This is a genomic window from Fibrobacter sp. UWB10 (assembly GCF_900182935.1).
Classification (GTDB): Bacteria; Fibrobacterota; Fibrobacteria; order Fibrobacterales; family Fibrobacteraceae; genus Fibrobacter; species Fibrobacter succinogenes_O.
On record NZ_FXUE01000005.1, the window covers coordinates 217,169 to 229,298 of the forward strand.

Consider the following 12,130-nt stretch of genomic DNA (forward strand, 5'->3'; position numbering starts at 1 on the left):
ATATTTAGGCGTATGACAGCAGAAGAACTCTATAAACGTCTTAGCTCTATCCAGCCGGGCGCTGTGCTTTGCACCTATTCCATGGAAAAATGCGAACAGATGCTCCCGCTCATCAACGAAATCAACGAACTCAAGAAGGAACGCGACGCCGTGATTCTCGCCCACAGCTATGTGGCCCCCGAAATCATTTTGGGCGTTGCCGACTACGATGGCGACAGTTTCAAGCTGAGTCAAGACGCCACCAAGGTGAGCGCAAAGACAATCGTGTTCTCTGCCGTGCGCTTTATGGGCGAAACCGCCAAGATCTTGAACCCGACCAAGGACGTTCTGATTCCGGGCCCGCTTACGGGTTGCAGCCTCGCCGACTCCATTACCGGCGCAGAAGTCAAGGCTCTCCGCGAAAAGTATCCCGACCACACCTTCGTGTGCTATATCAACACCACCGCCGACGTGAAGGCGAACTGCGATGTGTGCGTCACCAGCAGCAACGTGATGAAGATTGTCTCTAGCCTCGAAAACGACAAGATTGTGTTCGTACCCGATGGTCTCATGGGCCAGAACCTGATCGATGAAATGCAGAAGCGAGGCATCAAGAAAGAAATCGTGCTCCACAGCGGTTGCTGCTACGTGCACGAAACCTACGATTCCGAACTCATCAACTTCTTCCGCAGCCAGAATCCGGGCCTCAAGGTGGTGAGCCACCCCGAATGCCACCCGGGCGTCGCCCTTTTGAGCGACTACGTGGGCAGCACCGGCCAGATGGTGAACTACATCAAGGAACAGCCCGAAGGCACCCCGTTCCTGCTGCTCACCGAATGCGGTCTGAACGCACGCATGCAGTACGAATTCCCGAAAAAGACCTTTATCGGCAGCTGCAGCATGTGCAAATACATGAAGTCGAACTCGCTCGAAAACATTCTTGAAACGCTCCGCCACCCGGAAAAGGCCCAGCACGTGGAACTCGACGAAAGCGTGCGCGTTGCCGCCAAGAAGTGCATCGACGCGATGTTCTACTACGCAGCCAAGTAGGGGTTACTGGTTAGGGGTTAAAAAATGAAAAAGCTGAAAGTCATTGCATTGTTAATTTGCCTTTGTGCCGGACTCACATTCGCCGACGAATATTACTGGCCGCGTAGCTACTACGCCACCGCAGGCTTTGGCGTCATGGTTTCCAAGGGTGACTTTAACGAGCATGCCATCAAGGGCAAAGATTCCGCAGGCGTTGTCGGACTCATTCACCCGCCTGCATTAGAATTCATCGCGACTCCGGACTTTATGCTCGGCGTAAACCTCGGTGCATTCTCTTTCGGAATCGGATTCCAATACTGGACTTCGGATCAGGTTCTTGCCGACTTTCCCGACGAATCCTACGAACAGTCGACCCGCATTTGGCGCGCCAGTCTCGAAGTTACATACAACTTATTCTATCCGGACTTTTTCCAGATTGGCCTTGGTCTCGGATATTCCTACAACAGCGTAAAATCCGAAAACGCCGCCATATTCAGCGACGGCATATACGACGCCGAATTCATGGGTTCTGCAGTCGCATTCATCGCCAACCTGCATTACTATATTACCGAGCACATCGCCATGGTTCCCTCTATCAAAGTTTACGAAAGCTGGTTTAAAAATGTACATTGCTCCAGAGTCGACAACAACGATTTAGACCCGTATCTGTGGCAAACCTTCATTTTAGCGGATCTTTCGATACAGTATCAGTTTTAACCCAAGGCGCCCACCCGGCGCCTTTTCTTTTTCTATCTTTGGCCGCGTATGAAAAAGCTCGCTTTAATCGCCACATTATTTTTAGGGGCCAGTTCCATTTTCGCCATGGACGCAGATGGCTGGGCCACCGAACGCGAAACCATGTCCGCTTTCGATAGCCGCTTTGGCGATCGTACCGGTTACGTCAAGCCCATTGTCGACAACCTGGGTAACGTGCTCAACAGCAACTGGTTCGTAAGCGCTTCTGTGCCGCAGAGCTTTACCTTCGAAGCGGGCCTCCCGATTTCGATTATCCCTATTAATGACGACGACAGAACGTACACCCAAAACGGATTCGAACTTCCGACCATTTTTGGCGATCACGGCGACCCCACGAACATGCTGGACAGAACCACATACGGTAACGAAACCCTTAACGGTCTCGGCGTATTCACTTATCCCTACCTGCAGCTGGGCGCAAGTTTCTTCCATTTCCGCGCTGTTATCCGCGGAATGTACTTGCCTTCTATCAGCGAACTGCGAAAATTCAGCCTGTTCGGTTTCGGATTCCAGTACAGCTTCGGTCACTTTTTCCAGTACATGCTCCCGAGAGCAGCCCAACCGCTCGACATAAGCATCGTATACGGTCACAACTCCAGCGCCATCGGCTACAGCCCCGAAGATTTAGATGGCGAACTCAAGCTCGACATTTCAACGAACAACTTTGCATTCGTTATCGGTTACAAGCCTTTCAACTTCTTTGAAGTCATGATGTCGCTCGGCTACCAGGGCGCCGAAATGAAAGCCTCTGGCGAATTCTATCAAACGGTAGGCCTCGCTGTCGAAGGCGCCGAACCTATCAAGATGACCGATATCGAGCCCGATGTCAAAGTGAAGGGCAACAATGGTTTCCGCTTTGGCATTGCCATCGCACTGCAGCTCGGCAAGTCGTTCCACCCGGTCGTGGGCTACGATTACGCCGGCAAGTCGAGCTACACAACGAACATTCTGTACTTCAGACAGCAATTTGGCACGGACAAGACTCCCGACGAAATCGCTAAGGATAAGGGTTATGTCCGCGGCGGGAACGTGAAAACGCAGTCCGACGAAACCGAGGCTCCGGCAGAAGAACCTGTAGAAGCTCCGGAAGTCCCCGCTGTTGAAGAATCGGAAGCTCCCGCAGCAGAAGAAGATTTTTAAAATTAAGAACAAACCTCAAAAAGAAGGCATAACATGATTACATTCCTGATTGGTATCGCGATTCTTGTCGGCGGATACTTCACTTACGGAAAATTCGTTGAACGTGTCTTCGGCCCCGATGACCGCAAGACTCCCGCCCTCGAAAACCCGGATGGCGTTGACCGCGTCCCCATGGCGCACTGGAAAAACGTCCTCATCCAGCTTTTGAACATCGCAGGTATCGGTCCTGTGATTGGCGTGATTCTCGGCATCAAGTTCGGCGCCATCGTCTTCATTTTGCTGCCTATCGGCAACGTGCTTGGCGGTGCCGTGCATGACTACTTCAGCGGCATGATCAGCATGCGCAACAACGGCTACAACGTGCCGGCACTTTCCCGCAAGTTCCTGGGCAAAGGCCCGGCCAAAATCGTGATGACGCTAATCTCGGTCGCCCTGATTTTGGTGGGCGCCGTCTTCACCAACACGCCTGCAGCCCTCATCAACACCCCGATTCTTGCCGGTTCTGCGGTATCGCCCACTTTGTTCTGGATTGCCGTCGCCTGCATTTTCGCCTACTACTTTGCAAGCACCTTCTTCCCCATCGACAAGATTATCGGCCGCATTTACCCGATTTTCGGTGCGCTCTTGATTCTTGCATCTCTCGCTATTTTCGTGGGGATCATCCCGAACTTGAACGTTCTCGACAACTTCTGCTTCAACGACATCATGAGCAATTTCCACAAGCATCCGGGCGGACAGCCGATTATCCCGATGCTCTTTGTGACAATTGCCTGCGGTATCATTAGTGGTTTCCATAGCACGCAAAGTCCGCTTGTCGCCCGCACCGAAGTCACCGAAAAGACTGGTCGCCAGACTTTCTACGGCATGATGATTATCGAAGGTCTGATCGGTATGATTTGGGCCGCCGGTGGCATGTTCATTTACCACCAGATGCCGGAACTCTTAACCGGCGCTTCGGGCGTTAAGGTCTTGAGCATTCTCGTTTCTACCGTGATTCCCTGGGCTCCGATTTCGATTCTCGTTGTCGTGGGCGTGATTGTTCTTGCTATCACTAGTGGCGACACCAGCCTTCGCAGCCTCCGTCTCACGATTGCAGAACTCACCGGAATGGAACAGACCTCTGTCAAGAACCGTTTGCTCCTTACCGTGCCGATGTTTGCCATCTGCGCTGCCATCATTTTCTGGAGCAACCTGAACCCCGAAGGATTCAACATTCTGTGGAATTACTTCAGCTGGAGTAACCAGCTCATGGCCGTGTGCAGCCTTTGCGTGGCCACGGTTTACCTGCGCAGCAAAAAGAAGAACTTCTGGATTGCACTTATTCCGTGCATGTTCATGACCTTCATTACCTGCGACTACATTCTTTGGGTGAGCCCCGAAAACCTGAAGGGCGCTCCGCTCGGATTCGGTCTCGACTACAAAACCGCCCTTGTGATTGCCCTGCACGATGCAGCCATTCTCGGATTCCTGCTTTGCACTCGCGGCAAATACCTTACCAAGATGGAAGGTTTTGATCCTGACCGCTGGAACCCCGAACTGGACGAAGGTAAAGTTCCCAAGGCACGATAAATCGCGTGATTCTCGAAGGAACCGTCAAGTCCATCACCTTTCACAGTCCGCAGAACGGATTCACCGTCCTGCGGATTATTGATAGTAGCACCAAGAAGGTAGTCGTCGTCACGGGAACCTTGCCCGAACTTTCCGTAGGCGAAAACCTACGCTTTGAAGGCGAATGGGGTCGCCACCCCAAATTCGGCGAACAGTTCCAAGCAAAGCATTTCGAAATCGTCGAAACCCAGAACAACAATTTAGCCGCCTACCTCGGCAGCGGCCTTTTTCCGGGAATCGGCCCCAAGACAGCCCAAGCCATCGTCGACGCTTTTGGCGAAGAATTGCGCGACATTCTCGACTACGAACCCGACCGCTTTCGTGCCAAGAAAATCAAGGGTCTTTCAGCCGCCAAGGTAGAACAGTTCCTCGCCAGCTGGCAAGAAAATCGCCACAGCCGCGAAACCTTATTGTTCCTGTACAATCACGACATCACAGGCTCTGTCGCCAAGAAGCTGTGGATGAAATTCGGGCAGGACACCATCAGCAAAATCCGCGAAAACCCCTACATTCTCTGCGAAGAAATCTGGGGAATCGGATTCTTGAAGGCCGACGAAATCGCGATGAAAGTCGGCATCCCGAAAGACAGCCCCATGCGCATGCAAGAAGCACTTCTCTACTCGTTGCAAGAAGCATCGCTTTCGGACGGTCACTGCTATTTGCCAAGCAACGATTTAATCGGACGCACCCTCAAGAACTTGCGCATTGACGTCACCGACGACGATGCAATCCAGAATTTGCTGGAACAGTTCAAGCGAATTTGCGAAACGGGCCGCATCAAGCGCCACGGCGACGATTGTTTCTTTCCGCCGCTCGACAATGCGGAGCAGAAAATCGCCGAAATCATCAAGCGCAGACTCAACGAAAACGAATTGCCCACTTACGGCTTTGAGCGCGAACTCGTCGACTGGGAACGCGAACATAAATTCAGCTTTCACCCGGTGCAGCGCGAAGCGATTCGCCTTGCCACAGCACACAAGATTTGCATCATTACCGGCGGCCCAGGCACCGGCAAGACGACGATTCTCAAAGGAATCCTTCACCTTGCCCGCAAGATGGGCGAAAACATTCTGCTCGCCGCCCCGACGGGCCGCGCGGCCAAGCGCATGGGCGACTGTTGTGGCGACAAGACCTACACCATCCACCGTCTGCTTGAAGTCGACCCCGTCACCAAGAAATTCAACAAGAACGAGTTCAATAAGCTCGATTGCAATTTGCTCGTCGTCGACGAATTCAGTATGGTAGACACCTGGCTTGCGGCCTCGCTCCTCGACGCCGTTCCCGAAACAGCCCGCATCGTCTTTGTTGGCGACGCCGACCAGCTCCCGAGTGTCGGCCCCGGCAACGTACTCAACGATCTGCTGCAGTGTCCGCGCATCCCAAGCGTCCGCCTGCAGCACATCTTTAGACAATCCGGCGATAACGACATCGCCGACAAGGCCGCTAAAATCAATCAGGGCATCACGCCCGCCCCGATCGAAGGTCCAAACTTCCACTTCGTTCCGTTCGAAACGCCCGAAGAAGCCAAGCAGCATTTACAGCGACTGATCGCGACCGGCGTGCGCAGCAAAATCGATATCGACCTCAAAACCGACTTGCAGATTCTCGTTCCCATGCGCAAAGGTCCCCTCGGCATTATCGAGCTAAACCCGTTCCTGCAAGACCTGCTGAATCCAGGAGTTCCTCGCCACAAGATGGTCGGCATCGGCTGGAGCGTAGGCGACCGCGTCATGCAAATCAAGAACAACTACGACAAGAACGTGTTCAACGGCGACGTCGGAATCGTCTACAGCATCTACAAAGAGAAACGCAAAATCGCCGTCTTCTTCGACGAAAAGCTCATCACCTACCAAGATGACGAACTCGACGAACTGCAACTCGCCTACGCCTGCACCATCCACAAGAGCCAGGGCAGCGAATACCCCGCTGTCATCGTAATTCTCGATTCCAGCCACTACGTGATGCTACAGCGCAACTTAATCTACACCGCCATCACCCGCGCGAAAGGCCACGTGTGGATTCTTTCTGCCCCCGGCGCCTTCCACCAGGCCGTCCGCAACAACCGCAGCACCCGCCGCTACACGCGCCTTAAAGAAAGACTCAATTAAAAAAATCCCGCAGATTTCTCTGCGGAATTTTCAATACTATTTCTAACAGCGATTACAAATCAACCACTTCAGTCCAGCCAAACGGGTCTTCCGCTTCACCGAACTGGATAGCAGTGTACTTCGTGAAGAGTTCCGTGCAGACCGGGCCCGGATTCTTGCCGTCACCGTAGGTGAATTCCTTGCCGGCAACCGGATCCACAATCTTCTTGATCGGGGTAATCACGGCGGCGGTACCGCATTCGGCAGTTTCGGAGAATTCAGCGAGTTCTTCGAACGGAACCTGGCGGCGTTCCACGGTGTAGCCGAGGTATTCAGCCAGCTGCTGCAAACTCTTGTTGGTGATAGACGGCAGAATGGATTCGGACTTCGGGGTCACGTAGGTCTTGCCCTTGATACCGAAGAAGTTTGCCGGACCGCATTCGTCGATGTACTTCTTTTCCTTCGCATCCAGATAGATGGTGCTGGAGTAGCCGAGTTTCTTGGCTTCTGCAAGGGACTGGAGGCTAGCAGCGTAGTTACCGCCGACCTTCACCGTACCCGTACCCTGCGGAGCAGCGCGGTCATAGTTGCGGCTAATCATCATGTCCACCGGCTTGAACCCGTCCTTGAAGTACGGACCCACCGGAGTCACGAACATCATGAGCAGGTATTCGTCGGCAGGCTTCACACCCACTTCCGGGCTCATACCGATGAGGAGCGGACGGATGTAGAGCGTTGCACCGTAGCCATACGGCGGAACAAAGCGCTTGTTGGCCTTCACCACGGTGTGAACCATTTCGCGGAACAATTCAACAGGCGGAACAGCCATGAGTACGCGGTTAGCCGTGTTCTGCATGCGCTTGGCGTTTTCGTCGACGCGGAAAATACGGACCTTGCCGTCCTTGCCCGTGTAAGCCTTGAGGCCTTCAAAACCTTCCTGGCCGTAGTGCAAGCAGGTGGCGGCCATGTGGATGCTGATGTCCTTGGAAGAAGAAAGTTCAACCTTGCCCCACTTGCCATCGCGGTAGTAGCAGCGGACATTGTAATCGGTATCGTAATAACCGAAGGGGAGCGTCTTCCAATCGACAGTGTTCAAATCAAGCATATATTCACCTTTTTGTGCAATTTGTGCATTTTTAAAGGTATCATTCGGTACCGCACAGAAAAATACAATTATCGGGGGCATTTTGGCTTGCTTTTTTATAAAAAAGGGGGAAGAATCCCCCTGGTTCGCACTACGTTGCTCTCCACCCTCTCTGCGGGCGCTCGCCGCCCCGCAACGCCCCGGCTAATTGTCCTTCACGCAACGGACAGAAAATCGCATATTCCATGTTTGACTATCAATGGCCGCGTAATCTTTATCATAAGACAAGCTTATATCAATTGCGAATTCGCTATAGGTCTGGGATTCAGAAGAACTCCAGAAATTAGCACTGTATCCCTCATTGCCATCAATAATTCCATTGTCATTCACATCTCCACTAGGGAGCGCCGCAAAGGAATAGGCATCCGAGCCATTTCCGTTGTCATACCAGCCGCTAGAAGATTTAAGCAATGCGCCTGCCGTTTCTTGGTCGCCAATTGTGGTAAATAAAATTTCAAATTCATCTCTTGTCGGCAGATGCCAGCCACTCGGGCAAGCATTTTTCGCAGCAGACCAGCTATAACCACGACCATATTCGGAACATTTGGTCGTGTCACGATAGGAGCAGCTACTGTTCAATGTATTATAGTTCAAGTTTTCCGCCATCCAGGTCTGCGTACCGATGGTCACAGTCTTGTAGGTCTGCCCATCACGTTCGTCAGTCATAGTCCCCGTAACTACAGTCGAAGGATCTACATACCCCTCGGGAACACCGCTACTCGAGGAAGACTTCGTCGAACGGCTCGAACCATCGCAGTCCCCGCAAACAGACGAAGAGGATTTTTCACTCGGGTCTGTGGCTGGCGCTGAACTATTAGAGTCATCGTCACAGGCAACAAACAAAACTGCCGAAAGCAACAACGCAAAGATCTTTTTCACAGAAAACCTCCGGTAACTTCAAATCAAATACTCGGACAAAATATAATTCTTTTACGGATTGAACAGGAGATGCCGTCCCCGTTCCGAGAATCATATCCACTAAGCAGCAAAGCTGCAAGTGACTATTGTCATCAGTGCGGCAAAACAAATAGAGGTTTTTCTTCATATCTAGATTTTGCGTTGGCAAAATCGAATCCGTGTGGCAATGATAGGGCGAATAAATTCTATCTTACTCGTCGATGAATTCCCTTTTGCAAAAAGCAATCGAAGGCAACCGCCTCTCCCCCGCCGAAGCACTCGACATTCTGAAGAACGCCCCGTGGACCGAGGTGACCGAGGCCGCCGATATCGTGCGCCACCGCATAAACCCCGGCAACAAGGTGGGCTACACGGCTTTCCGCATCATCAACTACACGAATGTCTGCGAAATCACTTGCAGTTTTTGCAGCTTTTGCCGCCCGGCGCATAGCCCAGAAGCCTACGTGCTTAGTTTGGACGAAATCCGCCAGAAGACCCTTGAAGCAAAAGCCAAGGGCGCCGACCAGATTTTTCTGCAGGGCGGCGTGAATAAGGACATTCCGCTCAGCTACTACACCGATGTCCTGAAAATGCTTACACAGGAAATGGGCGTAAAAGTTCGCGGTTTTTCGCCAGTGGAACTGGTGCGCATCGCCGAATTCAACGGAATTTCGCTCGACGAGCTGCTAGATATTCTTAAGGACGCAGGTCTCAGTTCCGTTCCGGGTGCCGGCGCCGAGATTCTCTCCGACCGCATGCGCCAAATCCTGAGCCCGAAAAAGTTGCCCGCCCAAGTCTGGTGCGACACGCTTGCCGCCTGCCACAAGAAAGGGCTCCCCGGCAGCGCAAACATCGTTTTCGGTAGCGTCGAGACGCCCGAAGAAATCATCGAGCATCTGGATTACGTGCGCAAGACTCAAGATATTGCAAACGGGTTCAAGAGTTTTGTGGTCTGGACATTCCAGCCGCAAACCGACAAGTTCCCGATCCGCCACGTGCGCGGCGACGAATACCTCAAGCTTCTGGCGCTTTCGCGCCTGTACCTCGACAACATCCCGCATATCGAAGTTTCGCTCCTCGGCATGGGGCTTTCTTTAGGTGAACTCGGGCTGCACTGCGGCGCCGACGACATCAACAGCATCGTCATCGAAGAAAACGTGCTCCAGAACCACGGCCTCACGACCATCGAACAAGCCGAAAATTTCATCAAAAACGCCGGTTTTACCCCCTACCGCCGCTCCCTTAACTTCGATTAAGGCAAATTTCGCCTCAATTTGGGCAAAAAAAACACCGGTCAGCCATAGAAGCGTAACCGGTTAATCACCAGAGAGAGAAAAACTAAAAAAAATAGCCAGGCGGCGAATTAAGCGCGCTTGGCGTACTTCTTGAAGCTCTTGACCAGCAGGGCAGCGAGAATGCAGTACATATTTCCTTCCATCCTTTATTTTCGACGTTTTATCGCCATTTTTTAACAGCGCGCCAAATTTAACAAAAATTTACTAACGCGTCAAGGGGAAAAAGTATATATTCAGCGACTTTTTTCCAAAAATTTCATTTCCTTCTTTCAGGGCGTTGCGGGATGTGCCCGCAGAGGGGGTAGCGAAAGACGAAGGCTGTAGCGAGGGGGAGACCTCCCCCCTTTTCTTTGTTTTTCAGGCTAAAATTTGGTAAATTTGGGGCATGAAACGAATTATCTTATTTTGCCTAGCCGCTGCCCTGTGCGTATCTGCACGGCCGTCCCTGCAAGTGGACCGGGAACGCGTGGAATCGGGCAAGACCTTTGGACTCCAGCTCGTATTCCCTTTAGCAGAACTTCCTGAAAACCGTAGCGATTTGCAGATGGAACCTGCAAACGGATTCACCCTCATGGGAATCGACAGTACCGACCAGGTGATTCGCCCCAGCATGGAAGACATGTTCAATTCGTTTTTCAGTGGCGGAAGTCGCGGCGGTTACAAAGCCCGCGTTTACACCTTTAAGCTGAAAGCCCCGAAAAAGACGGGCCGACTCAGCGTCGGACAGATTTTCTTGACCATCGACGGACAAAAACGCAACCTTACCGGCGATGTTCCTATTACCATTCAGCGCGCCTACACCGACGACGCTCTGGCCGTTAGCCTGACTCCGAGCAAAAAGTCCATTTACGAAGGCGAACAGTTCAGCGTGACGCTCGGATTCCACACCTACGAACACTTTGAAGGCGGCCTGCAGGCCACCGACATGAACACGGGCGACGATTTTATTGTACACCGTAGCGATCTTTCGAACATGAAGTTCGAACCGGTCGAAGGCAGCCGCCGCGAAATGCAGGCAAGCGCCAAGTTCGCATGGCTCAGCCCCACCAAGAGCGGCAACCTGCAAATTCCGCCGTTCAAGTTCAAGTACACCAAGCGCGGCGAACCCAAGGTAGTCGAAGAGAAAAAGCAAATGGGCGGCATGTCGTTCCATGCTCAATCGATTCGTCAGGAATCTGTCGAAACCGAAACGCAAACCCCCACGGTGAACATTACGGTAAAGCCGCTGCCTACCGAAGGCAAGCCCGCCAACTTTAGCGGCATGGTCGGTAGCTACACCTTTAACGCAGACTTCGACCGCACCAACCTCAAGGTCGGCGAAGCAATGACTCTCACCATCAACATCAAGGGTGACGGTCTGCCTGGATCCATTACCGACCCCAAGCTCCCCGACTTCGGCGAGTTCCGCTCGGTGCCGCCCGAAAACGAAATCAACAAGAAGATTGTCGGCAACAAGGTAGTGACCACCAAAAACATTCGCGTGTTCCTGTACCCCAAAAAGAAGGGCGAATTCACCATTCCCGAAATTTCTTACTCTTGGTTCAACCCAAGCAAAAAGAAGTACGAAACCGCTAAGGCTGGCCCCTGGAACGTCGTCGTAGAAAAGGGTGAAGCCGCTGCCGAGGCTATCTTCCAAGCGCCGGTCGCCCAAGGCCCCGCTGCCGTGCAAAAACAAGAAATTGAATCGCTGGGTTCCGACATTCGCTTTATTCACAAGGTGAACGACGCCAGCGACTCAACCGCCCCCTACAAGAGCTTTCTTTACTGGGTGATTTTTGCCGCCGCGATTCCGTTCTACTTGATTGTAACGTTTGCCGTGCGCAGCCGCCGCAAGCACAACAGCGATGCCGCCCTGGTGCGTAAGGGCAAGGCCGACAAGATGCTCAAGGCCCGTTTTGCAAACGCCCGCGAAGCCTTAAAGAAGGGCGACGCCAAGGCACTTTACGCCGCCCTCGAAAACGGTTTGATTGATTACCTAAGCGACAAGACCAACCTGGAATTCAAGGGCATGACCCGTCCGCAAATGAAGGAAGAACTGGCCAAGCTTGGTATTAAGGCCGAAACGATTGCCGCCATTGACAGCTGGCTTGAAAAGTGCGCGTTCGCGCGTTTTGCTCCGGTGAATCCGACCAAGGACGAACAGGAACAAATGTTGAAAGATGTCGAAAAATTGTGCGAAGGATTGAAGGTATAAT

9 protein-coding genes are annotated in these 12,130 nt (G+C 52.5%); 7 read left to right on the forward strand and 2 right to left on the reverse strand.

The genetic code is table 11. The features are described 5' to 3' along the window. Positions 1-12: 12 nt before the first annotated feature. Genes nadA through recD2 form a run of 5 tightly spaced genes read left to right on the forward strand, consistent with a single transcriptional unit; the run spans position 13 to position 6,620 of the window. Positions 13-1,029 carry a quinolinate synthase NadA gene (gene nadA, locus QOL41_RS12375; protein WP_072800104.1) on the forward strand — a complete coding sequence of 339 codons (1,017 nt, stop codon included), beginning with the start codon at positions 13-15 and terminating at the stop codon, positions 1,027-1,029. Positions 1,030-1,053: 24 nt separating this feature from the next. Continuing rightward, positions 1,054-1,725: a hypothetical protein gene (locus QOL41_RS12380; RefSeq protein WP_283430009.1), complete on the forward strand. Its 672-nt coding sequence runs from the start codon at positions 1,054-1,056 to the stop codon at positions 1,723-1,725. 48 nt (positions 1,726-1,773) lie between these two features. Further along, positions 1,774-2,904: a DUF6588 family protein gene (locus QOL41_RS12385; RefSeq protein WP_173652739.1), complete on the forward strand. Its 1,131-nt coding sequence runs from the start codon at positions 1,774-1,776 to the stop codon at positions 2,902-2,904. Positions 2,905-2,937: 33 nt separating this feature from the next. Further along, complete coding sequence (locus tag QOL41_RS12390; protein ID WP_163437867.1) at positions 2,938-4,473, forward strand: carbon starvation CstA family protein; 1,536 nt, start codon at positions 2,938-2,940, stop codon at positions 4,471-4,473. A gap of 5 nt (positions 4,474-4,478) precedes the next feature. After that, positions 4,479-6,620: an SF1B family DNA helicase RecD2 gene (gene recD2 / locus QOL41_RS12395; protein ID WP_283430010.1), complete on the forward strand. Its 2,142-nt coding sequence runs from the start codon at positions 4,479-4,481 to the stop codon at positions 6,618-6,620. A 52-nt stretch (positions 6,621-6,672) separates the two neighbouring features. On the opposite strand, the gene QOL41_RS12400 is transcribed toward recD2, so the two are convergent. Next, a complete protein-coding gene (locus QOL41_RS12400) occupies positions 6,673-7,695 on the reverse strand; it encodes a branched-chain amino acid aminotransferase (protein WP_349362408.1) in 1,023 nt (340 codons plus the stop codon). 192 nt (positions 7,696-7,887) lie between these two features. Continuing rightward, positions 7,888-8,622, reverse strand: a complete 735-nt coding sequence (locus tag QOL41_RS12405) for a fibrobacter succinogenes major paralogous domain-containing protein (RefSeq protein WP_283430012.1) — start codon at positions 8,620-8,622, stop codon at positions 7,888-7,890. Between the two features lie 239 nt (positions 8,623-8,861). On the opposite strand from QOL41_RS12405, the gene QOL41_RS12410 reads away from it, so the two are divergent. Together QOL41_RS12410 and QOL41_RS12415 are read left to right on the forward strand one after the other, a co-directional pair. Next, a complete protein-coding gene (locus QOL41_RS12410) occupies positions 8,862-9,896 on the forward strand; it encodes a radical SAM protein (protein ID WP_283430013.1) in 1,035 nt (344 codons plus the stop codon). Positions 9,897-10,320: 424 nt separating this feature from the next. Next, positions 10,321-12,129, forward strand: a complete 1,809-nt coding sequence (locus QOL41_RS12415) for a BatD family protein (RefSeq protein ID WP_283430014.1) — start codon at positions 10,321-10,323, stop codon at positions 12,127-12,129. The last annotated feature ends 1 nt before the right edge of the window (position 12,130 follow it).

Coding starts and splice junctions, on each gene's coding strand:
- QOL41_RS12385 (WP_173652739.1), top strand. CDS start 1,774: ATGAAAAAGCTCGCTTTAATCGCCACATTATTTTTAGGGGCCAGTTCC.
- QOL41_RS12410 (WP_283430013.1), top strand. CDS start 8,862: ATGAATTCCCTTTTGCAAAAAGCAATCGAAGGCAACCGCCTCTCCCCC.
- nadA (WP_072800104.1), top strand. CDS start 13: ATGACAGCAGAAGAACTCTATAAACGTCTTAGCTCTATCCAGCCGGGC.
- QOL41_RS12415 (WP_283430014.1), top strand. CDS start 10,321: ATGAAACGAATTATCTTATTTTGCCTAGCCGCTGCCCTGTGCGTATCT.
- QOL41_RS12390 (WP_163437867.1), top strand. CDS start 2,938: ATGATTACATTCCTGATTGGTATCGCGATTCTTGTCGGCGGATACTTC.
- QOL41_RS12380 (WP_283430009.1), top strand. CDS start 1,054: ATGAAAAAGCTGAAAGTCATTGCATTGTTAATTTGCCTTTGTGCCGGA.